The sequence below is a fragment of the Prosthecobacter sp. genome (assembly GCF_020439865.1).
Classification (GTDB): Bacteria; Verrucomicrobiota; Verrucomicrobiia; order Verrucomicrobiales; family Verrucomicrobiaceae; genus Prosthecobacter.
This window is the reverse complement of sequence record NZ_JAGRPF010000216.1, coordinates 1-23843: the sequence shown is the minus strand read 5'-3', so window position 1 is coordinate 23843 and position 23843 is coordinate 1. Positions and strand designations below refer to the sequence as shown.

The window sequence follows — 23843 nt, the reverse complement described above, 5'->3', positions numbered from 1 at the left end:
CGGGCAAGCCTTGTGATTCCGCCGGCGCAGAAAAGAAGCTCCAACAGTCTCTACTTGAACCGCCTCAGCCGCAGGCTGTTCAAAATCACCGACACACTGCTCAGGGACATCGCCACACTCGCGATCATGGGATTCAGGAGCCACCCGGTGAGCGGATAGAGCAGACCGGCGGCGAGAGGGATGCCGAGTCCGTTGTAGAGAAAGGCGAACATGAGATTCTGGCGGATGACCTTCATCGTGGCCCGGCTGAGCGCGAAGGCATGATGAAGGGCGCGCAGATCGCCCTTCAAGAGCGTGACAGGGGCGCTTTGGATCGCGACCTCGGTGCCGGTGCCCATCGCGATACCAACATCGGCGGCGGCGAGGGCTGGCGCGTCGTTGATGCCGTCGCCTGCAAATGCAACGTGCCGGTCCTTCCCCCTCGCCTGATAGACGTGCAGCAGCTTCTCCTTCGGCGAGACCTCGGCGGCCACTTCGTCGATGCCCAGATCCTTGGCGACACGCTGTGCCGTGGCCAACGCGTCTCCCGTGATCATCTGCAGCTTCAAACCGAAGGCGTGCAACGCCTCGATGGCTGCAGGCGTGGTTTCCTTGACCTTGTCTTTGATGGCGATGATTCCGAGCGGTTTCTCATTAAGCACGACAATGACCACCGTGCAGCCCTCCGCCTGCATCTGCACCGATCGCGAATGACATTCCGCGCTGACAAAGACGCCGTTTTTCTTCAAGAAGGTCTCCTGGCCGATAAAGACCTCGTTTTCGCCGACATCGCCCAGCACCCCACCTCCGGTGATGGACTGAAAATTGGTGGCGGCGGCAATCGGAATGTTGCGCTCCTTCGCGGCATTGACGATCGCGGTGGCGAGCGGATGCTCGCTCATCGCCTCGACTGCGGCGGCGCAGGCAAGCAGGTCGCGCGCGGACAGACCCGGCAGCGGAAAAATTTCCGTCACGGTCGGTTTGCCCTCGGTGAGCGTGCCGGTCTTGTCGAGCATCACGATGTCGATTTCCTGCAGTCGTTCGAGCGTCTCGGCATTCTTGATCAGCACGCCCATCTGCGCGCCGCGCCCCAGTCCGACGGTGACGGCCATCGGTGTCGCCAGACCCAGCGCGCACGGACAGGCGATGATCAAAACCGCCACGGCATTCGTCACGGCAAAAGCAAAAGACGGCTGCGGCCCAAACTGCCACCACAGCAAAAACGTCAGCGCAGCGACACCCACCACCGCCGGCACAAACCAGGACGACACACGATCCGCCAGACGCTGTACGGGAGCTCGGCTGGCCTGGGCTTTGGCCGTCATGTCCACGATCTGGCTCAGCAGCGTGTTCGCACCGACACGTTCGGCACGCATGAGGAAGGTGCCGTTGCCGTTCACTGTTCCGCCGGTGACCGCAGCACCGACCCCTTTCTCCTGCGGCATTGATTCACCGGTGAGCATTGCTTCATCCACAGCAGAGCTGCCCTCGGTCACGATGCCGTCCACAGGAATGCTCGCGCCCGGTTTGATGCGCAGCACGTCGCCGATCTGGATCTCTTCGACGGGGGTTTCGACTTCGCTGCCATCACGCACTAGCAGCGCCGTCTTTGGCGTCAGGCTCATCAAAGCACGAATCGCCGAACCTGTCGCATTGCGGGCACGCAACTCGAGAAGCTGGCCGAGCAAGACGAGCACGGTGATGACGGCGGCACTTTCAAAGTAGAGTGTCATCCCACCATGCGTGGCCTGATGCGGCAGCCACTGCGGCACCGCCAATGCAACAACACTATAGGTCCACGCCGCAAGCACACCGAGACCGATCAACGTGAACATGTTGAACCGCAGCGTGAGCGCCGAATTGGCGAAACGCGCCAGCAGCGGCCACCCGACCCAGAACACGACCGGCGTGGCCCACACAAACTGCATCCAACCGGAAGCATCATGAGGAATATCGCGGATGACCGGCAGACCCATGCCCATCGAGAGCAGCACCACCGGCGTGGTCATCGCAGCGCTCCAGCGCACGCGCCACCACAGGTCACGCACCTCGTGGTCACCGCCATCGCCGCAGCATTCGGGCTCGTTGCGTTTGGCGAGCGGGTTTTTCTGCAAAGCCATGCCACAATGGGGGCAGGCGCCCGGTTTGTCGGAACCGACGCCCTCGCACATCGGGCAGATATAGGCAGGCGGCAAAGACGCATCGCTCTTCACCACAGCTGTCGGCTGCTTCTCTTCCGAGGAGCAGTGCGAGCAGGATGTCGGCGCATTGGGAAGCATGGCAGCAGTAAATTAGCCGCACAAAGAACGCCATCACCAGCCTATTCTTGGCGAATGCCGTGTCAGCCTTTCGTGATGCACTCGTCAAGATTGAGAATCGCGCTCGCCACGGCATACCAGGCGGCGAAGTCGGCGGCCGGAAGATTCTTCGGAAGTTCGAAACCGTTGCTGAGTTCCTGGGTGCCCTTCGCATCCCCCTTGGCGGCTTCGAACTGGGTTTCCCACAATGATTTGAGGACTCGCAGTTCTTCCGGCTGCGGCGCACGTGCCAGAGCGATGCGATAGGCGTGCTGCAGACGAGAATCGAGGTCCTGGCTGGGTGATTCGACAACGATGCGACGCGCAAAGGCCTTGGCGGCTTCGACATAGACGGGATCGTTGAGCAGCGTGAGCGCCTGAAGCGGCGTGTTGCTGCGCGAACGGCGCACCACGCAGGCCATGCGAGCGCTGGCGTCGAAGTTCATGAAGCTCGGATAGGGCGAACCGCGCTTCAGCACGACGTAGAGACCACGGCGATATTTCTCCGCACCAGGACTGACCACGTAGTTGTACTGCTGGCCGCCGACTTTCTGCCAAAGGCCGTCTGGCTGCGGCGGACGAATGGGAGTCCCCCCCTGCTCCAGATTGAGCAGTCCGGCAATGGCGAGCGCGTTGTCACGAATGAGTTCGGCGTCGAGTCGGAAACGCGGGCCATGCCAGAGGAGTGTGTTCTGCGGATCGGTCTGCTGAGCCACGGCATCCGTTGAATGCGAGCTCTGTCGGTAGGCTGCGCTCATGACAATCTTCTTGAGCAGGTGCCTCATGTCCCAGCCGCTGTCCATGAACTCGACGGCGAGCCAGTCGAGCAGCTCGGGATGGCTGGGCGGCGCGCCTTTGATGCCAAAATCTTCGAGCGTGCCGACGATGCCATGGCCAAAAAACTCTGCCCACCAGCGGTTCACGGTGACACGTGCGACGAGCGGGTTGTCACGACTCGCCAGCCACTTGGCGAGCGTGATGCGATTCGGAGGACCGGCGAGTTTGGAATTGAAGACAGCAGGCACGGTCGGCGTGACGGGGTCGGCCGGATCGGTGTAAACACCGCGTTTGAAAATGGTGCTCATGCGCGGCTGCGGGAGTTCACGCATCACCTCGGTGGTGGGTGCGGCGAGAGCGGTGATCTGCTTCTGCAGCGCAGTCTTCTGCTTTTCGAGCTGGGCGAGCTGCTTGTCCCGCGGCTTCGCGGCGGGTGCCACCTTGCTTTTGCCCCGTTGTTTGGCGACGGGTTCGGGTTCCACGACCTCGGGCAGACAGGAGGCGACATCACCGGTGATGCGAGAGATGCGCAGACAGCCCATGACGAGGCCGTTGCCGAAATTCTGCTCCATGCGGATGCTGAGCTTCGAACCAGCAGGAATCGGGATCGGTTTGGCTAGTTCAAACGCAGCCCAATGGGGTTCGCCAAAGCGACGGCCGATGGCCCAGCCTTTCTTCTCTCCTTTGCCGATGAGGCTGGTGACGACGTAACCGCCCTGCGAGTAATCGGCATACGCGGACTTGAAGGACAGCGGCTGCTTTTTGCCGTCGGGCGTGGTGAGCGTGCAGTCGAAGGTGTGGAGCACGAAGTTCGGACGATTCTCACCGCCGCGGCCGGGGCCGTCGCCAGGAATGGAGGCATGGGTGAGGGCTTCCAGCATGAGGCCGCTCAATTCACCGGCGCTAAGATCGGTTTCGAACGTGTAGGTGTCTTTTTCGGGAACTGGACCTGTTAGAAGCACGCTGCCGTCGGACTGCAGTTCCGATTCGGCGTCGCTCTCCGTGATGAAAGCGGAAGGACTGAGCGGCTGGACACGATTGGCCGAATCGATTTGAGGCGATCCTGCAGCAGCCGGGTTTCCACTTTTATCACCAGCAACGGCGATCTGCCGCTGCCGTGCGGTGATCTGAGCATCGAGCGTCTTCATCTGTGCCGCGAGCTGGCGACGCTCGGCTTCACGACCAGAGTCGTCGATCTTGTAGGGGCTGCCTTTGAACTGGATGGAGCCCGGGACGGTGGCCTTGGTGCGGTCGGCCTCCATCTCGGTGTTGTTGTAGTAGGCCAGCAGCGAGTAGTAGTCGCGCTGGCTGAAGGGATCGTACTTGTGATTGTGGCACTGGGCACACTCGAGCGTGGTGCCGAGCCAGACGGCGCCGGTGGTGTTGACGCGGTCGATGACCTGATTGATGCGGCTCTCTTCGGGTTCGGTGCCGGCTTCGACGTTGGTGGGTGTGCAGCGATGAAAACCGGTGGCGATGATTTGATCCGGCGTGGCGTTGGGCAGCAGATCGCCGGCGATTTGTTCGAGCGTGAACTGATTGAACGGCATGTTCGCGTTGAGCGCGTTCACGACCCAGTCGCGGTAGGCCCAGATGTCACGCAGGTCGTCGCGCTGGAAGCCATGCGAGTCGGCGTAGCGCGCGAGATCGAGCCACGGACGGGCCCAGCGAACACCGAAGTCACGGGAAGCAAGAAGGCGGTCCACGAGCTTCTCCAAGGACGAATTCCGAATGACGAATGACGAACCCGAACGGCACTCGTTGACGAACTGGTCCACCTCGGCGGGCGTCGGAGGAAGGCCGGTCAAATCGAGCGACAGACGACGGATGAGGATTTCAGGACTCGCTTCTGGCGATGGAGAGAGCTTCGCGTCTTCCAGCTTCGCAGTGACGAAAGAGTCGATCTCGTTTTTCAGCCACGCCTTGTTTTGAACATCGGGCAACGCAGGGCGCCGGGGTGGAATGTAGCTCCAGTGCCTGAGCGTTTCGAGCTTGTCGGGCCACTTGGCGCCTGCGGTGATCCAGTCGCGGAGATGACCAATTTCAACGGCGGTGAGACGGTCGCCCCGCCTAGGCATGGCCTCCTTGTCTTCCTTGGGCAGAGCGATACGGCGAAGCAGGTCGCTGCCAATTTCGACATGCTTCGGCGAGGCGGAGTCGAGACGAAGGTCACCCTTGTGCTTTTCGGCGCCATGACACTCGAAACAGGCGCGCTGAAGGACGGGAAAGACGTCCCTGGCAAAGTCGGTGCCCGCAGCATGCACGGAGGCGGCTGCGAGGATCGAGATGAAAACGGAGCGAATCATGTGTGGGGTAACAACGACTGCGCACACGATGGACTTTCGAGAGGCCCCGATCAGAGCAGACGGCGGGCGTTGCGCAGGCCGTCTGCGGTCACAACGGCCTGGTTGCGCGCGGCGACCATGAAATCGAGGTAGTTCTGCCACTGCATGGGGCGCAGGGAGGCGAGGCCCATGCCCCGGCGGCTGAAGCCGTAGTCGGCGATCTCCCAGCCAAAGTCGGAATGACGGTTGCGATAATCGGCACGATGGATCCAGGCGCCGAACTCGTCCTTGCGCCACACTTCGGGATCATTGCCAGGAATTGTCTGCGCGAGGCTCCAGACACGGCGCACGACCTCAAGGTCATAGCCTTCGGCGGAGTGGTTGGAGAGGAGTTCGGACATTGGGCACGCAGAATCGACGAGCGAATGAATTCGTTCTGCTACTTCAGCTCGATGTTGTCAATGAGACGCGTGGTCCCGAAGAAGACGGCGGCCGCAATGACCACAAGCTCCGTGGTGGCGGAGACGGCTTGCAGGGAGTTGGCATCGACGGCGGAAACGTAGTCGATGCGGCCGAGCGGGGCGTGCTCCTGAAGATGCCTGGTGATGAGTGCGGGCAGCACCGCAGGATCGCGTTCGCCATTTTTCCACGCATCGCGTGCAGCGACCAGCGCCGCGCGGATGGCCGGGGCCTGAGCACGTTCTTCGTCGTTGAGGTAGCGGTTGCGGCTGCTCATGGCAAGACCGTCCGCTTCACGCACGGTCTCGATGCCATGAAGCACGACATTAAAGTCGAGGTCGCGCACGAGGCGGCGGATGATGGCGAACTGCTGGTAGTCCTTTTTGCCGAAGACGGCGTCGTCGCACTGAACGAGATTGAAGAGCTTCGTGACGACGGTGCAGACGCCATCGAAATGACCGGGGCGGCTGGCGCCGCAGAGAAACTGAGAGAGGCTGGTCTCGCGAAGGACAATGCTACGGTCCGCCGGAAAGAGCTCCTCCGCCTTGGGGGCGAAGATCATGTCCGCACCGTTGTCGCGTGCGAGTGCAAGGTCCTCAACGAGCGTGCGCGGATACTTTCCAAAATCCTCGCCGGGTCCGAACTGGAGCGGATTGACGAAGATGCTGACGGCGACATTGCCGTTCTGGCCGGCGATCTCACGTGCAGCGCGGATGAGAGTGGCGTGCCCGTCGTGCAATGCACCCATGGTCGGGACAAAGACACAGCGCGTACCTTTGTTGATGGAGCTCCAGGAACGGAGCTGGCGGATGTTGTTGATGACGTTCATGATTTTAGATCTCTGGATTCGAAAACGGCGTAGCCCAGGGTGAAAAGCGTGATGTTTACCGCAAAGATGGCCGCGTAGCCACGCCAGATGAGCGGCCAGTCGATGTTTTCAGCGAGGATGCGGCCCCAGCAGGCCATGTGCTTGGTGACGAGCAAGTGCTGGTAGCTCTCCATGAAGCCGCTGTTGCGCATGATGAAGTCCACCAGGATGTAAGTGAGCGCACCGATGGTGGCTGCCGCCGGCTTGATGCGGAAGCAGGAGAGAAAAAAGGCGATGCTGCTGATTGTGGTCATGCTGAGACCGAGATAGAGCGAACTCAGGGCGTAGCGCTCCAGACCCGGCCCCCAGTCATAAAACGCCACAACAGACACCTCTGGCACAATGGCAAAATAACCACCGCCCCAGCCGCGCAACACGAGGCCGAGCAGAAAGGACGTCCAGGCGAGAAACTGGATCAAAAAGAACGCGTAGCCGGTGCAGGTGAGGTATTTGAGCAGCAGCAGACGAAAACGACTGACGGGCCGCGCGAGCAAAAGCCGCATGTGGCCGTCCTCGCCTTCCTTGGCGACGATATCACCGGCGACGAGGCTCAGAAACAAAGCCCCAAGCAAGAAGACGGAGAAGCCCATGACCGTGCTCGCCACGGTGAGCGCAGAAAAATAGTACTCGAAGCTCTGCCCGGAGCCGGCGATGGCCCTTTGAATAGGTCCCATGCCGAATCGTTTGATGAGCAGCAGGATGATCATCTCCAATGCCACAAACGCACCGAAGCCGATGTAGGTGCGCCGACGTGCGAAGAGCTTCAACAGCTCGCCATACCACTGCTGGAAGAAGAGCGTCATGATTTCGAGGAGAGTCCCATGTAAAGTTCCTCCAGCGTGCGCCGGTGCGGCTGCCAGGTGTTGACCTGCACCTTGCCGTTCACCAGCGCGGCGACGAGTTCATGCGGCTCCATGTTGAGCGGCACTTCGACGATGCCGTGCTTGTCCATCGTGGCACCACAGCGGTCGAGCACCTCTCGCGCAAGGCCTATATCGCTGGTGTCGAGCTGATAGATGCGACGGGACTTTTCCTGCGAGGGGACAGAGCCTTCGAAAACTTTTTTGCCGTCCTTCAGGATGACACAACGGTCGCACATCTGCTCGACTTCACCGAGGAGATGGGAGTTGAGCATGATCGTCATGCCGTGATGCTTGCGCAGATGCAGGATAAGTTCGCGGAATTCGCGGATGCCTTCGGGGTCGAGACCGTCGGTCGGCTCGTCGAGGAGCAAAATTTTTGGCTGCGGCAGCATCGCCTGGGCAAGCGCGAGACGCTGACGCATGCCATGGCTGTAGGTGGCGGTTTTCTGCTGAATGGCCCGGTTGAGATTGACCATCTGGACGACGCGTTTCACCTCCGCCTCGTCCCACCAGCCGGAGAGCGAGCAGAGCACGCGCAGGTTTTGCCATCCGCTGAGATATTCGTAAAACACCGCAGCCTCGTAGATCGCACCAATCTGCTGAAGCGCCGAATCACGGTTTTTCTGCACGCTGCGTCCGCCGATGCGCACTTCACCCGCATCCGGCCGCACCATGCCGAGCGTGACGCCCATGATGGTGCTCTTGCCCGCGCCATTGTGGCCAAGGAGGCCAAGGATTTCTCCCTCGCGAACTTCAAAGCTCACGTCATCAAGCGCCAGACGCCCGGTGGGCCAGCGCTTGGTGAGATGTTTTACTTCGAGGAGAGCCATGGCGAGCGACAGTGGCGAGATGCTGGTGCCGATACCAGTTTTTCGTCGCGTCGCACGGAAGAAGTCGCCAAATTCGCGTTTACACCGCCGCCGCCCGACTGCATTACTCCGGCCTGTCCACGTCCCCCTTGCCATGCAGTTTTATTTCCCCACGTCACTCAATCTCGGCCAAGAACACAGCGAAGGCTTCCACCAGGAACTGCTGCGCGGACTGACTCACAAGCTGAACAACCTGCTGGCGGTGATCCAGGGCTTCAGCAGTCTGATTTTGATGACGGACGACCTCGATCCGAGTGTGAGCGAAAACATGCAGCACATCCGCGAGGCATCCGTGGGCGTGACGAATTTGAGCGAGCGCATCCGCTCCGCCGGGGGCTGCGCGAAGATCAGCCTGCAATCGCTGAGTCTCAACGAATACCTCCCCGTAATCGAAGGCGCCGTGATGGAGCCCTTCCAAAAGGAAAGCGTGCAACTGGAAGCCGACGTGCAGCCAAACCTGCCGCCGGTCATCGTGGATCCGACCAAGTTCAAAGACATCCTCACGGAGTTGCTGAAAAACGCCGCGGAAGCCGCATCGAAGGGTGCCGGACGCTGTGCGCTGAAGATCTGCGGTCCTGGGTCGATCACACCGGCCGAACAGCGCCGCGTGGACATTCTGGTGAGCAACACGGGCTCACAGATCGCTCCAGAAAAGATGCAGGAGATTTTTCGTCCGTTCCATGGCTCGAAGAACAGCAATCACCTCGGCCTCGGCCTGACGATCGCCGCGATGCTCAGTCATCAAATGAACATCCAGATCGGCGTGGCCTCTGAGAACAACACGACGACGTTCTGGCTAAGCTGCCCGATGGCCTGAGGCCTCGTTCGGGACGTTTTTTGAGTTTTGGACATTTCCTGCGATGCAACGTTGGCCCCGCCTTCGTTGTCTATATCGAACATCACCCCTTGGAGGTCTCTCATGAAACGATCCGCTTTGTTCATCGCCCTGCTGTTGAGCGTGATTCCAGCCGTGGCCGCTCCGAAAAGCTACGACACCATCACCACCCGTGACGGAAAGTCGTTCTACGAATGCAAAGTGATGCACGTCTATCCCGACGGCGTGAGCTTCACCCACCGAAACGGGGCGGCGAAAATCGCCTTCAAAGACCTGCCTGACGGCCTGCGGCGTGAACTCCGCTACGATCCGAAGGCTGAGGCCGCTTATCAAAAGGAACAGGCGGCCCTCCGCAAAGCGGAGAAAGAACGCCAGAAACAACAGGAAGCGGCGATGCAGGAAAGACTGATGGAAGCGCAAATGGCGGAGGCCAGCTACCTCGCCGCCGCACGACAAATCGCGACCACTCAAACTGCAGCCACACCACCGATGTCGGTCGCGCTGCCGGGAGAGAAACTGACAGTGGCGAGCACCCAGACACCCTCTTGGGTTGGCACTCCGATCACGGGCCCGGCAGTCGGGGGCAGTTCTTATCGGAACGGCAGTTTTTCGCGCTGGAGCAACTATCCCTATCGCTACGGTGGAGGCTCTTATCCCGCGGGCGGCTACTATTCGGGATATGGATACGGCTACCCGTATTACAGCGGCTATTCATACGGTGGCTACCCGTATGGCGGCTATTACTATGGAGGAGGCTACGCGCCAAGGTACGGCTCCAGCATCATCGGGAACTGGAACGTCGGCCATGGCATCCATGTCGGTGTGGGAATCGGGTCGTTTGGCAACGTGTTGCGCGTCTTTCGCTAAAGTTAGAGCTTCGGTTTTGCGAAGCAATAAAAGCTGGCATTGCGTGCGTTATGGAAGTCAAATCCCCGCAAGCCTATGAAAACGATTCTTCTCTCCGTCATTGCGCTTCAGTTTGGCTTCGTTGCAGGAGCTTATGCTTCTGAGCTCACCACCATCGAGACCGCTCAAGGCAAAGTCTATCAGCAGTGCAAGATCCTCAAACGTGATCCTGACGGTGTTTCGTTTACCCACAGCAAGGGCACGGCGAAAGTGCTGTTCACCGACCTGAGCGAATCGCAGCGCAACATCTTGGGCTACGACGCGCAGAAAGCAGACGCCTATGAAAAGGAACGCGCAGACGCACGCAAGGAGGCCGAAGAAGCGCGTCGGGCACGCGAGACAAAAATCGCCGAGGCAATGATCGCAGCGCGGGCACGATATGCGGCACAGCAGCCGATCGTGCTGATGCAGCAGCCGTTTGGCGGCTTCACCAGTCTGGCTCCTGTTTTGGGTCTGGGACAGATCGGCGTCCCCAATTCCCACTATCATCCCGGTTATTATGGCCACGGCTTCCGCCAGAATCGGAGCTGGGTCGGCACCGGCATTGCCTCGATCGGCGCCGGCACCGGAGGCATTTACGTGCCGCAAAGCGGTGGCGCCGTGATCAACGGCTTTCCAGGCGTCAGCTACAGCCCGACGCTTGGCTATACCAACACCCTGAACTACAACCCTGCAGTTCCCGGCTTCTTTGGGGGACAGCACTCCGGTGTCGTTCCCGGAGTGGCTGTGCATGGCAGCGCCTCATTCCCGGTGCATCATTGATCATTGATGCAAAAAAGGGCGGATCTGTCTCCAGATCCGCCCCGAAAGGTAAGTTAGAAGCAGCTGATCAGATCAAGCCGGCCTTCTTCAGCGTCGCGTAGGCGCCGTTCTTGTCGAGCGTCTTGAGCGCACGGGCGGTCAGCTTCACTTCGACGAACTTGTTCAGCTCAGGGATGAAGATGCGCTTCTTGCGAAGGTTCGGAAGGATCACGCGCTTCACACGCTTCGTGATGTGACGACCGATACCGCCTTCTTTCTTGGCTTTACCGCTGCGATGGATGTGGTGGCCGCGGGTGACGCCGACGCCGGTGATTTGACAGATGGTGGCCATGATGAGGTTCTGGGGAAAAAATTGGGGCGCGATACTAGCCGAGGACGCTGGGGCGTCAACCAAAAGTCTGCCTTTTGGCCTCTCAACGCCGCGGACGCCCCACCATGAGGCAAGTTGTCTGCGGATTCAGGAGGTAGCCAATGCCAAAGTTCAGCGGTTTTACAGGGTGTCTCCCCAATGAATACGCAGCAACCAGATCCGGCTGCTGACACCCTGAGAAGATACTCAACGTGCCGCGATAGTTGCCATAGAGCCAGAGATTCCAGCCGTAACGGCTGAACTCCCGGTAGGGCACCCCCGAGGGATCCTGGACGATGGCGCTGCTGTGGCGCAGCAGGTAGTCCCTAATATTGGAAAACCCGCTCTCATGCATTAGGTAGGAAGCGCTTTTCAAAAACGCAGGCACTCGGCCGAGACGCGAGACAAAGGTCAGGAACGGCCCCCCGGCGCTCACGCCGTTATTGGAGAGATCATGGCGGAAGTAGAACACCCGCTTGGAACGCCCCAGACCGCTCCGGCAGCGGATCATGAGCCCGGTGTTCCCCGAGGAACCCGCCAGCGTGACATTGCCAGCGCCGTCCAAGCGCACAGTGTCGACGGATTCGACGATATGACCCGTTCGCGCCATGAAGGCCAGCATCAAGGGCAGCACACCGCGAAAACGCGTGGCCTGCAGATCGCTGCGCATCTCAGTCGTAATGAAATAGCCGCTCTGCATGATGGTCGAAACGGCGTTGTGCAGGCCGGTCAGACCGTTGTCGATCTCCGACTGGGACAGATCACTCAGGCGTGGCAGTGGTTCGGCAGGCTCCAGCCCGCAGAGCACAAAAGTTTCTGCCGTAGGGAACAATGCGCTCGCGAAGAGAAAATCCGGGCCGCTGAACGGATAAAATACGGCATTGGCATTCTTGATGTCGCCAATCTCCGAACTCGCCCAGGCCTGCAACGGTCCGCGATAGGCATTCTGGTGGGTCGCCCAGAGGCTATCCATGCGCAGCTTGTGGGCGCTCACCGCCGCTGTCTGGCTGTAGGAGGAACTCATACCGGCAAACAGGCGGGCGATGTCGTTGATGGAGCCGGATTGAGTCGGCACGTTCATCGAAACGGCGCCATTGTAGAGCGGTCTGCTGCTTGCACTTTCCGCACGCCTCACACTGCCGCCAAGCGCATCGAGCACACCGTTCCATTGGCTGACCTTGCTAGCCGCCGAGTAATTTCGGAACGCCTCGTCAGGCAATGCACAAGCCGAAATCAACAACGCAGTCAGCAGGCCACCCGCTGCCCGACAAAGAATGGAGAGATTACGATTTCGCAGAACCGTCATAGAACAGCGAGCGTACCAGATAGAAACAGGCCTCCAAGTAAGTCTTTATAGACTCTGGCAGGTTTATTTCCGACTTCGTTCAGTGACTATGGAAATTCAGCACCATTGCTGCATGGCACTAAACATTTAAGCTCAAGCCGCCTCGTAACCTACTTGGGCTGATGCATTCCGATACAATGGAACGCGCCACCTTCAGTGACGAGGTCCTTGGCCATCATGGAGATGATTTCACGGCCCGGGAAGCACTCGGAGATCTTGTCTTCGGCGGCGGCATCCTTCTTCTTGTGACCAAAGAGCGGGACGAGCACGGCGTTGTTCATGATCAGGAAGTTCGCATAGCTGGCCGGGAGGCGGCTGAGACGCCAGTCCTTCATTTCAATGGCCTGGGGCATTTCGATCTCGATGATCTCAAGCTTGCCGCCATCGGGAGCTTTGACGTCATCGAGGCGTTCGCGGATTTCCTTGAGCACCTTGTGGTTCGGATCGCTGTCACGCGGTTCGACCATGCAGATCACGGCGTCTTCACGGATGAAACGAACGACGTCGTCGATGTGACCGTCGGTGTCGTCGCCTTCGATGCCTTTCTTGAACCACACAATGTCCTTCACACCAAGCATGGCCTTCAGTTCCTTCTCGACCTCGGCCTTGTTGCCGGGCTTGCCGCCGTGGCGGTTCGGGTTCAGCAGCACGGCTTCAGTGGTGAGCAGCGTTCCTTTGCCATTGGTTTCGATGGCTCCGCCTTCGAGGATCATCTTCGAAGTGAAGCGCTCCATGTTCAGCACCTTGGCCGCCTTTTCAGGAATGGCGTTGTCGAGATCCCACGGCGGAAACTTGCCGCCCCAGGCGTTGAACTCCCAGTCGGTGATCGCGACTTTGCCGGTCTCGTTGTGCTTGATGAAAATCGGGCCGTGGTCGCGGCACCACACGTCGTTCGTGTTGTGCTCGTAGATGTCCACCTGGCTCAGGTCGCCCTCATTGTCGGCGATCGAGAGACGGATGTTCATGTGGCTGAGCATCGGAGCATTGATGCGCACGCGCTCATAGCGGCTGATCACGCTGGCGATCTCGCCAAACTTGTCCTGCAGTTTGTGGTAGGTCTTCGGGCAGCTTTCCTTGTTGGACGGCCAGGAAAGCCAGATCGCCTCCTGCGGCTCGAACTCGGCGGGCAGACGGTAGTTTTGGGGATAGGAGGCTTTACTCATCGATGTAGCGTTTGGTCAGGGGAGCGTAGGTGTCAATGCGGCGATCACGGAAAAACGGCCAGATGCGGCGGAATTCTTCGACGGCGGTTAAATCGCACGACACGATCAAAATCTCTTCATCGTTCACCGACGCCTTTGCAACGATTTCTCCATACGGATTCGCTACAAAACTCTGGCCCCAGAATTCACTCTGCTGCTCGGTGCCCACCCGGTTGACCGCCGCCACGAAACAGCCGTTTGCCACGGCATGCCCGCGCTGGACGGTTTCCCAGGCGCAGTGCTGGGCGGCGCCCAGTTCGGCTTTCTCGCTCGGCAGCCAGCCGATGGCCGTGGGATAAAACAGGATCTCCGCGCCCATGAGGGCCGTCATGCGCGCCGCTTCCGGGTACCACTGGTCCCAGCAAATCAGCACGCCGATGCGGCCGAATTTCGTATCCCAAACCCGGTAGCCCAGATCGCCGGGCGTGAAGTAAAACTTTTCCTCGAAGCCCGGGTCCTGCGGGATGTGCATCTTCCGATACTTGCCCAAGACGGTGCCGTCCGCGTCGATCACGGCCGCCGTGTTGTGGTAGAGGCCCGGTCCGCGCTTCTCGAAGAGCGGCACGATGATCACCACGCCGAGTTCCTTTGCGAGCGGCGCCAGCCTGTCGGTGGTCGGGCCGGGAACGGTCTCGGCGAGGTTAAACAGCTCCGTGTCCTGCGTGATGCAGAAGTAGGGCGTGTTGAACAGCTCCTGCAGGCACACGATTTGTGCGCCGCGAGCCGCCGCTTCACGGATCAACCGCTCGTGCTGCTGCACGCTTTCTTCCTTGCTTGAAAATGCCCGGCTCTGCACCAGGCCGAGAGTAACCTTCGCCATAAGGCGCGGATGGTTCACCGCATGGCGGCGAATGCAAGAAGGCTGTGGGCACAAAAAAGCCCGGCGGTTTGCGCCACCGGGCCTTCGCAAGTCGAGACAAGCTCACTCGCGATCCACCGAGATCTTCCCGCCACCGGCCAGAAACAGCGTCGCGTAGCCGATGAGGTAAACCATCGCCAGCTCGCCGCTGTGTTCGCCCACGAGCGCGGACTTGTGAACAAAGAAGAAGGCGGTTCCCATCGTGCAGGCGAGCATCAGGGCCGCGAACCGGGTGAAAAGGCCCGCAATCAACAGCGCCGAGCAAAGCACCTCCGCAAATACGGCCAGACCTGCATTTACGTTCGAAGGGAGACCGAACAAGGCCGGGAACTTCTCCGCGGTGGCGGCAAAGTTCAGCAGCTTGCCGCGGCCGTGCAGCAGCAGCATGGAGAAACCGAGCGCGACGCGTAGGATGAGCAGACCGTAGTCGGTGGACTTCGGCAGAAACGACATTTTCAGGAGCTTGAGCATGGTTGGAGTGAGTTCGGGTTGATCGGGGATTTGCCGGAGCATGATCCGCCCCCGGCTCTGCCGACAAGCCTAAAATCCACTGAGCGGGAGGGGCCAAGATGGCCCCTCTCCTGGAATCAACCCAGCGCAGCCATCATCTCCTTGAGCTTCGCCAGCTTCTCCCGCCAGTCGGTCTTCCGCTGCTGATGCTCGTCGAGCACCTTTTGCGGGACCTTGGAGGTGAACTTTTCGTCGGCGAGCTTCGCGGTGACTTTTTCCAGCTCGGATTGGGCCTTGGCGAGTTCCTTGCCGATGCGCGCACGTTCGGCTTCCACGTCGATGAGTCCTTCAAGAGGAATATAAAGTGTGCCGGCTGACGAGAGAACTGCGGTGGTGCTACTGATCGGAGTGAAATTCGACGGATAAATCTCGAAAGACTTGGCATTGAGCATCACTTGGATTTTGTCGAAATCGACCTGTGTCCACACTATTTCAGAATTCGAAGGATTGGGTTCGAAATAAAGCTCTGGTTGTTTCGATCGAGGGATGTTCATGGTACTCAGCTGGCTCCGAGTATTTGTAACAAGTTCGATCTGTGCATTTACGACTTTCTCGTCCTCTGGCAGGATGCCGAAGTGGGCGAGTTCGTCCGCATCGAGCGGCTTCGGCCACGGGGCGAACATGATGCTCTTGCCACCCTGGTTTTCCGGCATGTCGGCGTTGAAGCCCATGCCGTGCCACAGCTCCTCGGTGATGAAGGGCAGGAAGGGATGGAAGAGGCGCAGCGTCTGGCCGAGCACGAAGTCGATGACGGCGAGGGTGTTCGCTTTGCGCTTCTCGTCGGCGCCTTGGAGCACGGCTTTGGAGGCTTCGACATACCAGTCGCAATACTCGCTCCAGAAGAAGCGGTAGAGCGTGGCCGTGGCGTCGCTGAAGCGGTATTCTTCGAGCGCGGTGCTGACTTCGGCGATGGCGGTGTTGAGGCGCAGGAGGATCCATTTGTCGTCGCTGCTGAGCAACGCGGCGCTGATCTCCGTCTCGGTGGCGCCGCCCTGCATCTGGCGGAAGCGCGCGGCGTTCCAGAGCTTGGTGCAGAAGTTGCGGCCGAGCTCGACGTTCTTTTCGTCGAAGCAGATGTCCTGACCGAGCGGGGCGCTGCGCATGATGCCAAAGCGCAACGCATCCGCGCTGTAGCTCGCGATGAGCTCCAACGGATCGGGCGAATTGCCGAGCGATTTGGACATCTTGCGGCCCTGCTTGTCGCGGATGATGCCGGTGAAATAGACGTTCTTAAACGGCAGCTCGCCCATCCACTCGAAGCCCGCCATGATCATGCGTGCGACCCAGAAGAAGATGATGTCCGGCCCCGTGACGAGATCGGTCGTGGGGTAGAAAGCCTTCAACGTGGAGGTCTTCTCCGGCCATCCCATCGTCGCGAAAGGCCACAGCCAGGAGCTGAACCAGGTGTCGAGAACGTCGGGGTCTTGTTCAAATTCCTGATACTCCGGCGACTCAATGATGGCTTTCTCTTGATCAGAAGCGGTGGCCAAAGAAATGATCCAGCTTTCACCATCTGGCGCGCCCTCTTCAGACAGGATGGTGGTGTGACCCGGTAGTCCCGAAAGCGAGCACTCAAACCTTTCCTGACGTTTTCCGCCGGCGGCCTTAGCCTCTAAAGCGGCTGCCAAAACGGATGGAAGCTTTGTATTTGTTCCAACCCAACGTGACCATACAGGCACTCGATGCCCCCACCAGACTTGGCGGCTGATGCACCAGTCCTGCAGGCCGGTCATCCAGTGATCATAGACCTTCGCCCAGCGGTCGGGGTGAAATTTCATCTCGCCATTGGCCACGACGGCCTGGCTTTCCTTCACGCTCGGGTATTTGAGGAACCATTGCTCGCTCAGACGACTCTCGATGGGAACGTCGGCGCGCTCGGAGTAGCCGAGGTTGTTCTGATACGGCTCCTCTTTGACGAGGCTGCCGATTTCCGCGAGCAGTTCGGCGGCGCGTTTGCGCGCGGCGAAGCGCTCCATGCCGGCGAGGTCCTTGCCAGCGAGCTCGTTGAGCACGCCGTTCGGATGCATGACATCGATCGGCTCCATCATGGGCACATAATTTGACAAGTTGGTCGAATCAGCCGTTTTGGTGAATCCCTTAGTCACCTTAAGTTGCTCGTCCTCCCACGAAGAATACTTGGCTTCATGTCTGAGGTATATCTCATAGTCCGCCTTGTCGTGTGCTGGCGTAACCTTCAAGACCCCCGTTCCAAACGAGAAATCGACATGATCATCCGCAATAATCGGTAGCAGCTCTTGCTTCTCGATCGGCAAGGGACGGCGGACGTGCTTGCCAATAAGGTCAGTGTAGCGCTCGTCCTGTGGATTAACGGCGATGGCAGTATCGCCTGGAATAACTTCGGGACGCGTTGTCGCGATCACAAGTTCCCACGGTTTGCCATCTTGCTTTAGAACAGGAGTACCGTCGCTTTCGACGACCTCGACTTTGAAGTGATACATGATGGCGTTTTGCGCCTTCATGACGACCTCCTCATCGCTGAGCGCGGTGAGGGAGGACGGGCACCAGTTCACCATGCGCTTGCCACGGTAGATGAGGCCCTTTTTGTAGAGATCGACGAACACGCGCATGACGCAGGCGTTGTAGTCGTCGTCAAAGGTGAAGCGCTCGCGGCTCCAGTCGCAGGAGGCGCCGAGTTTCTTGAGCTGCTCGATGATGATGCCGCCGTGCTTCTCCTTCCACTCCCAGATCTTCGCCACGAGGCCCTCGCGGCCCAGATCGTCGCGGTGCTTGATGACGCCCTGCTTTTTCAGCGTCTTCTCGACGACGTTTTGCGTGGCGATGCCGGCGTGGTCGGTGCCGGGCAGCCAGAGCACTTCCTTCCCCAGCATGCGGGCGCGGCGGGCGAGGATGTCCTGGATGGTGTTGTTTAGCACATGGCCGAGCGTGAGGATGCCCGTGACGTTCGGCGGCGGGATGACGATGGAATAGGCCGGGCGCTTCTCGCTCACGCGGGCGGGATCGGCTTCAAAGCATTTGTCATCCAGCCAGCGCTGATACCAGCGGGCTTCGACATCCGCCGGGGTGTAGGTCTTTTCGAGTTCGGGCATAAAAGGGCGCGCAAGATGGGGGAAAGCCGCCGCTTTGCAAACGCCGAGGCGCATGTAACGATGCCGCCATGAGCGCAGCGACCTCTCCCGGCACCACCCCGCACGGCGGCCATCTCCGCCACGGCCTGATGCTCGTCGTCGCGCTCGCCTTTCTCACCGCCGTCGGGCTCGTGCTGCCCCACGGCGACAGCGGCGAAAGCTTCCGCGAGTGGCTGCTCTCGCATGCGCTGTTTTTTCACATCGTCATCGCCCTGTGGGCCACCGTAATCGTCGAAGGCGTGGTTGGGCTCTTTGCTTCGAACGACCCATGGTCCACGCGGCTGAAGCACCTGCTGCTTACCTCTCTGCTGCCCCCGCTGCGCATGGTCACCGCCAGCAGCAAGCCGCGTGGCTGGCTCTGGCTGCCCGCCGTCGGCTGGAAGCCCGCAGGCGAAGAAACCTCCGAGCAACTGGAGCAAAAACTCGCGCTGCCAATGGTCGTCCTCACGCTGCTCGTGCTGCCCGTGCTCGGCGCGGAGCTCAGCGGCGGTGACACGCTGGACAACCACCCGCGCCTCGCACTGGCGACGCATCTGACCACCTGTGTCATCTGGGTAGGCTTCACCGTCGAGTTTCTCTGGATGGTGGCCGCCGCACCGAACAAACTGACCTACTGCCTCAAGCATTGGATCAATCTGATCATCATCGTCCTGCCACTCGTCGCCTTCCTGCGCGTACTGAACGCCTTCCGCTTCGTCCGCATGTTCCGCGCTGGCAAACTCCTCCGCGCCTACCGACTCCGCGGCCTCTGGACACGTCTGTGGCGCCTCGCGCTGCTCTTCAACCTCTTCGAACGCCTGCAACAGCGCGATCCGGCAAAGTACTGCGCCGCATTGGAAAAGAAAATCGCTGACCTCGAAGAACAAATCGCTGAACTGCGCGCCAAACTGGAGGCGCATCGCGAGAAGATCCCGCCTCCGCCGGCCGCATGATCAAGCCGAACGCCAGCATCGTCGTGCTTACCGGCGCGGGCATGTCCGCCGAATCTGGCGTGCCCACCTTTCGCGGTGTGGACGGGCTGTGGGAAGGCCATCGCATCGAGGACGTGGCCTCGCCAGAAGGTTTCGCCCGCGATCCCGAACTCGTGCATCGCTTCTACAACCTGCGGCGAGCCGCGTTGAACACCGTGGAGCCGAACGCCGGTCATGTGGCGCTCGCCAGACTCGAACGCGAATGGCGCGGACGTTTCCTGCTCGTCACGCAAAACGTCGATGACCTCCACGAACGCGCCGGCAGCGAAAAGCTCATCCACATGCACGGCGAACTGCGCAAAGCCCGCTGCGAGTGCTGTGATGCCGTGTTTGCATGGACCAAGGATCTCGACTCCGGCACCCGCTGCCGTGCCTGCGGCGAAATCGGCGGCATGCGACCGCACATCGTGTGGTTTGGCGAATTCCCGTTCGAGATGGAGACGATCATGGGAGCACTGAAGCGCGCTGATCTTTTTCTCTGCATCGGCACCTCCGGCGTCGTCTATCCTGCGGCCGGTTTCGCCCAAATCGCCGCCGAACGACCCGGCTGCCATCTCATCGAGATGAACCTCGAATCCACCGCGATCTCACGTCAGTTCGACGAACACATCATCGGCCCCGTGGCGGTGGAACTACCGAAACTGGTGGAGCAGTTGCTCGCGGCATGAGCCGCTCTCACTGCCCCAGGCTCAAATACTCGCGAACCGTGTGGTTCATCGCACGACGCGCCGGAGGGAAGCATTCGGCCACCTTTTCAAAGGTCTCCTCCATCGCGAATTCGTCTGCCAGCACATGCTTGCGGGCGGCGTCGAGATGGCTCACGACCACCTGCTCATAGTAGTCCACGTCCGGCGCACCCCGGCGTTCTGCACGCCGGTGCAGGAAGTCCGGATACAGGCAGGTCAGCACCAGGAACTGGTTAGCACACTGCACATGCAGGAAGAACTTGTGATGCCGGCTCGCATTCTCGATCGCCTCCAAATAATCGACGCTGTAGAGACTGTCGATGCTGTGATTGATGTCATCCGGCCCCTTGGTCGGCGTGCAGCCGAAGTCCGCGCACACCACCGCCATGTAGTCCGCCACGGCGATCTCCTTGATGCCAAACTCCTTCAGCGAGTGCCGCACCACGAGGAAGAAGAACAGCTCCGGCGAGAGCATCGCCGCTTTGCGAGAAACGATGGCGGCGTCGAAGAGCTTGTCGTTGTCCAGGATGATGGGAACCGCATCGGGGTCGTCCATCATTGCCTTGAAGCCTTCTTTTCCGCGCTCCGTCAGGGCCAAAGTGTCGCGGATGAAATTCCAATCCGTCGGGGTAAAACGGAACCAGCAGCCAGGGCGGGGGAAACGCGTCATGGAGATTAAGTGTGAACTGTCATCTACCTTTAGCATAACGAATGCCAGTTGAGTTAAACCTTTGGAAACCATCACCTGAGCGAATGTTCAAAGTGCCCCTTCCGAACTCATAAAACCCTTTGGCGCCCCCGTGCTTCGTGCTAAGCAGCGCCATGCCCAGAACCGACGGACGCGCCCCCGACCAGCTTCGCAAAATTGAATACATCCTCGACGTCGCCCCGCACGCCGCGGGATCGGTGCTCATCGCCTTTGGCAACACCCGCGTCATCTGCACCGCCTGCATCAATGAGGAAGTTCCGCGCTGGATGAAGGTGCAAAACGTCAAAGGCGGCTGGCTCACCGCCGAGTACTCGATGCTGCCGTATTCCACGCTCGAGCGCAAAGACCGCGAGAGCTCGCGCGGCAAACCGGATGGTCGCAGCACGGAAATCCAGCGTCTCATCGGCCGCAGCCTGCGCGCCGTCGTTGATCTCGAAAAACTCGGCGCCCGCACCCTCTACGTCGATTGTGACGTACTCCAGGCCGATGGCGGCACCCGCACCGCGTCCATCACCGGCGCCTGCATCGCCACCGCCATCGCCTTCAACCGCCTGCTGGAAAAAGGCAAGATCACCCGCCAGCCGCTCAAGAAAAAGCTCGCCGCCATCAGCGTCGGCATCGTCAAAGGCGAAACGCTTCTTGATCTCTGCTACGAGGAGGACGCCGCCGCCGATGTGGACAGCAACATTGTCCTCACCGAGGACGGTGAGTTCGTCGAAATCCAGGGCAGCGGCGAAGAAGCCACCTTCACCGAAGCGCAGCTTCATTCCATGCTGCAATACGGCCGCAAGGGCATCAAAGAACTCTGCGCCCTTCAGGAAGAAGCCATCAACAGCGCCATGAAACCCGCTCAAGGCAACGACCTGCAAAAGCTCGCCGAGTTCTTCGGCAAACGCTGAGCAAAGGAGGCTGCAGTGGCTGACAATGGTTTGGCAAACCACGGTCTACGATCGTAGACTTGCGGTCATGACTGCGCTCCTTCTCGATCCCATCTACCAGCAGCATGATCCCGGCCCGGGTCACCCGGAGAGCGTTCAGCGCCACGTCGCCATCACGAAGGCGCTCACCGAGGCTGGAATCGTCGCCAAAACGCAGGCCATAGCGCCGCGTTCCGCCACGCTCGATGAAATCGCCCTCTGCCACGATCGCGGTTACATCAAGATCGCGAAGGACGATGTCGAGTCCGGGCTCGACGATCTCAGCACGGGCGACACCAACATCTGCCCGCGCTCCTATGACGTGGCCATGCAGGCCGTCGGCGGTGTGTTGAACGCCGTGGATGCCGTGTTCGCCGGCAAAGCAACGAACGCTTTCTGTGCCGTGCGTCCGCCCGGACATCATGCACGGCCCGCGCAGGGTATGGGCTTCTGCTTGTTCAACAACATCGCCATCGCCGCCCGTCACGCCCAGCAAAAGCACGGCGCCCAGAAGATCGCCATCGTCGACTGGGACGTGCATCACGGCAACGGCACGCAGGACATCTTTTATGAAGACGGCAGCGTGCTCTTCTGCAGCACGCACCAGAGTCCGCTCTACCCTTTCACCGGCCACGTGAATGAAACCGGAACGGGCAAAGGTCTGGGCAGCACGCTGAACCTCCCCTTCCCCGCCCGCACTGGCATGAGCACGATTGGCGCGGCTTTCACCGACCGGCTGCTGCCCGCCATCGACCAATTCAAACCGGACCTCATCCTCATCTCCGCCGGATTCGACTCGCGCATCGACGATCCGCTCGGCCAGTTTCGCCTCACCGACGACGATTTCGTCGCATTGACCAAACTCCTGCTCGAATCCGCGGCCACGCATTGCGAGAGCCGGCTCGTGTCCATTCTCGAAGGCGGATACAACCTTTCGGGCCTCGCCAGCGCGGTCACCGCGCACGTTCAGACGCTTTTGGGATGATTGCCCCAAGTTTCGGCGACTCTGACTGTTTATTTACAGAGCAGGCGCTTGTCAGAACGCTTGTTTTCTGGTGCCATACCTCCGCATTCATAAAATCATCATGTCCAATTCCCCGCTCCCCCAAGACGATGTCGCCGCGATCGACGAACTGCGCAAAGTTTACGTCCAGCTCGGCACGGAACTGAAGAAGATCATCGTCGGCCAGGACACCGTCGTGGAGCAGCTCTGCATCTGCCTGTTTGCCCGCGGTCACGCGCTGCTCATGGGCGTGCCCGGTCTCGCGAAGACGCTGCTCATCTCGCGCCTGGCCGAGACGATGTCGCTCAGCTTCAGCCGCATCCAGTTCACGCCGGATTTGATGCCCATGGACATCACCGGCACGGACATCCTGCAGGAACTGCCCGGCGGCAAACGCGCCTTCGAATTCGCCAAGGGCCCCGTGTTTGCGAACATCGTCCTCGCCGACGAAATCAACCGTGCTCCCGCCAAAACGCAGGCTGCGATGCTCGAAGCGATGCAGGAGCACAAGGTCACCGTCGCCGGACGCACCTACACGCTCGACTCGCCCTTCTTCGTCCTCGCCACGCAGAATCCCATCGAGCAGGAAGGCACCTACCCGCTCCCCGAAGCGCAGCTCGATCGTTTCATGTTCATGATCGGCGTCGATTACCCGAGCCGTGATGAGGAGATCGCCATCGCCCGCAGCACCACCGGCCAGACGCTGCCGAAGCTTGAGCACGTGTTGGACGGCCCCAAAGTCCTCGCCTTCCAGGATCTCGTCCGTCGCGTGCCCGTGCCGGATCACATCTATGAATTCGCCGTCGATCTCGCCCGCAAAACGCGGCCCGCGAGCAGCGAGGCTCCCGCGTGGTTGAAACCGCTCGTCAGCTGGGGCGCGGGACCTCGTGCCGTGCAGAATCTGATTCTCGGCGCCAAGGCGCGCGCTGCCCTGAATGGCAGCTACATGGTGCGCCTCGAAGACATCATCGAAGTCGCCGACCCCGTGCTGCGTCATCGCGTGATGACGACGTTCACCGCCGAGAGCGATGGCGTGACGAGCCGCGATGTGGCGAAGCGGCTGGTGGAGGAATTGGCGAAGGCTGGATAGCCGAAAAAAACGAAAAAAGACAAAAAGCCCAGACTCAGGATCCCCTCTTTTTAACTCTTTCGTTTTTCTCGGCCAACTCCGCTCATGCCCGCCAACGACCGCAGCTTCCTCGACCCCGCCGTTCTCAGCCGCCTCATGGCGCTGCCGTTGAACGCGCGCCAGGCGATGCTCGGCAACGTCTCCGGCAAGCACCGC

Annotated in this window: 21 protein-coding genes; 8 read left to right on the top strand and 13 right to left on the bottom strand. The window is 60.2% G+C overall.

The genetic code is table 11. From position 1 onward, the window contains the following. Positions 1-50: 50 nt before the first annotated feature. The 6 genes from KDL09_RS23230 to KDL09_RS23205 all read right to left on the bottom strand — a co-directional run bounded on the left by KDL09_RS23230 (position 51) and on the right by KDL09_RS23205 (position 8358). Positions 51-2258 (bottom strand): copper-translocating P-type ATPase, encoded by a 2208-nt coding sequence (locus KDL09_RS23230; RefSeq protein ID WP_294390627.1) that lies wholly within the window; start codon positions 2256-2258, stop codon positions 51-53. Positions 2259-2320: 62 nt separating this feature from the next. Beyond that, positions 2321-5359, bottom strand: a complete 3039-nt coding sequence (locus KDL09_RS23225; protein WP_294390625.1) for a PSD1 and planctomycete cytochrome C domain-containing protein — start codon at positions 5357-5359, stop codon at positions 2321-2323. Between the two features lie 50 nt (positions 5360-5409). Then, positions 5410-5739 (bottom strand): hypothetical protein, encoded by a 330-nt coding sequence (locus KDL09_RS23220; RefSeq protein WP_294390618.1) that lies wholly within the window; start codon positions 5737-5739, stop codon positions 5410-5412. A gap of 38 nt (positions 5740-5777) precedes the next feature. After that, positions 5778-6626 carry a pantoate--beta-alanine ligase gene (panC, locus tag KDL09_RS23215; RefSeq protein WP_294390616.1) on the bottom strand — a complete coding sequence of 283 codons (849 nt, stop codon included), beginning with the start codon at positions 6624-6626 and terminating at the stop codon, positions 5778-5780. Then, the gene (locus tag KDL09_RS23210; protein ID WP_294390613.1) at positions 6623-7468 is read right to left on the bottom strand and encodes an ABC transporter permease; all 846 of its coding nucleotides are present in this window, start codon (positions 7466-7468) and stop codon (positions 6623-6625) included. Before KDL09_RS23210 ends, panC begins: the two co-directional genes overlap by 4 nt. After that, a complete protein-coding gene (locus KDL09_RS23205; RefSeq protein WP_294390609.1) occupies positions 7465-8358 on the bottom strand; it encodes an ABC transporter ATP-binding protein in 894 nt (297 codons plus the stop codon). Before KDL09_RS23205 ends, KDL09_RS23210 begins: the two co-directional genes overlap by 4 nt. A 133-nt stretch (positions 8359-8491) precedes the next feature. Here KDL09_RS23205 and KDL09_RS23200 point away from each other — a divergent pair, with 133 nt between their 5' ends. From KDL09_RS23200 to KDL09_RS23190, 3 genes are all read left to right on the top strand, one after another. Further along, the gene (locus KDL09_RS23200) at positions 8492-9214 is read left to right on the top strand and encodes a HAMP domain-containing sensor histidine kinase (protein ID WP_294390607.1); all 723 of its coding nucleotides are present in this window, start codon (positions 8492-8494) and stop codon (positions 9212-9214) included. A 102-nt stretch (positions 9215-9316) separates the two neighbouring features. After that, the gene (locus KDL09_RS23195) at positions 9317-10099 is read left to right on the top strand and encodes a hypothetical protein (protein ID WP_294390605.1); all 783 of its coding nucleotides are present in this window, start codon (positions 9317-9319) and stop codon (positions 10097-10099) included. Between the two features lie 75 nt (positions 10100-10174). Continuing rightward, positions 10175-10900 carry a hypothetical protein gene (locus KDL09_RS23190; protein ID WP_294390601.1) on the top strand — a complete coding sequence of 242 codons (726 nt, stop codon included), beginning with the start codon at positions 10175-10177 and terminating at the stop codon, positions 10898-10900. A gap of 67 nt (positions 10901-10967) precedes the next feature. On the opposite strand, the gene rpmB is transcribed toward KDL09_RS23190, so the two are convergent. From rpmB to KDL09_RS23160, 6 genes are all read right to left on the bottom strand, one after another. Beyond that, positions 10968-11231: a 50S ribosomal protein L28 gene (gene rpmB / locus KDL09_RS23185; protein WP_294390600.1), complete on the bottom strand. Its 264-nt coding sequence runs from the start codon at positions 11229-11231 to the stop codon at positions 10968-10970. 82 nt (positions 11232-11313) lie between these two features. Beyond that, positions 11314-12555: a hypothetical protein gene (locus tag KDL09_RS23180; protein ID WP_294390598.1), complete on the bottom strand. Its 1242-nt coding sequence runs from the start codon at positions 12553-12555 to the stop codon at positions 11314-11316. Positions 12556-12704: 149 nt separating this feature from the next. After that, complete coding sequence (locus KDL09_RS23175; protein ID WP_294390593.1) at positions 12705-13757, bottom strand: agmatine deiminase family protein; 1053 nt, start codon at positions 13755-13757, stop codon at positions 12705-12707. Beyond that, positions 13750-14616 (bottom strand): carbon-nitrogen hydrolase, encoded by an 867-nt coding sequence (locus KDL09_RS23170; RefSeq protein ID WP_294390592.1) that lies wholly within the window; start codon positions 14614-14616, stop codon positions 13750-13752. The genes KDL09_RS23175 and KDL09_RS23170 overlap by 8 nt, the downstream gene beginning before the upstream one ends. Before the next feature lie 102 nt (positions 14617-14718). After that, on the bottom strand, positions 14719-15126 hold the full coding sequence (locus tag KDL09_RS23165; protein WP_294390589.1) for a DoxX family protein: 408 nt from the start codon (positions 15124-15126) through the stop codon (positions 14719-14721). A 116-nt stretch (positions 15127-15242) separates the two neighbouring features. Further along, entirely contained in the window at positions 15243-18233 is a 2991-nt protein-coding gene (locus KDL09_RS23160) for a valine--tRNA ligase (protein ID WP_294390586.1), read from the bottom strand. Positions 18234-18301: 68 nt separating this feature from the next. Between KDL09_RS23160 and KDL09_RS23155 the strand changes: the two genes are divergently transcribed. Together KDL09_RS23155 and KDL09_RS23150 are read left to right on the top strand one after the other, a co-directional pair. Further along, positions 18302-19204 (top strand): bZIP transcription factor, encoded by a 903-nt coding sequence (locus KDL09_RS23155; protein ID WP_294390583.1) that lies wholly within the window; start codon positions 18302-18304, stop codon positions 19202-19204. Beyond that, positions 19201-19911, top strand: coding sequence for an NAD-dependent deacylase (locus KDL09_RS23150; RefSeq protein ID WP_294390579.1), 711 nt, complete (start codon positions 19201-19203; stop codon positions 19909-19911). The genes KDL09_RS23155 and KDL09_RS23150 overlap by 4 nt, the downstream gene beginning before the upstream one ends. Before the next feature lie 7 nt (positions 19912-19918). Here the strand turns inward: KDL09_RS23150 and KDL09_RS23145 are convergent, their stop codons facing one another. Then, a complete protein-coding gene (locus KDL09_RS23145) occupies positions 19919-20599 on the bottom strand; it encodes a hypothetical protein (RefSeq protein WP_294390575.1) in 681 nt (226 codons plus the stop codon). A gap of 152 nt (positions 20600-20751) precedes the next feature. Here KDL09_RS23145 and rph point away from each other — a divergent pair, with 152 nt between their 5' ends. The 3 genes from rph (at position 20752) to KDL09_RS23130 (ending at position 23648) form a co-directional block, all read left to right on the top strand. After that, complete coding sequence (gene rph / locus KDL09_RS23140) at positions 20752-21537, top strand: ribonuclease PH (RefSeq protein ID WP_294390573.1); 786 nt, start codon at positions 20752-20754, stop codon at positions 21535-21537. Between the two features lie 67 nt (positions 21538-21604). Beyond that, entirely contained in the window at positions 21605-22540 is a 936-nt protein-coding gene (locus KDL09_RS23135; RefSeq protein WP_294390571.1) for a histone deacetylase, read from the top strand. Positions 22541-22640: 100 nt separating this feature from the next. Continuing rightward, positions 22641-23648, top strand: coding sequence for an AAA family ATPase (locus KDL09_RS23130; protein WP_294390568.1), 1008 nt, complete (start codon positions 22641-22643; stop codon positions 23646-23648). Positions 23649-23843: the final 195 nt, after the last annotated feature.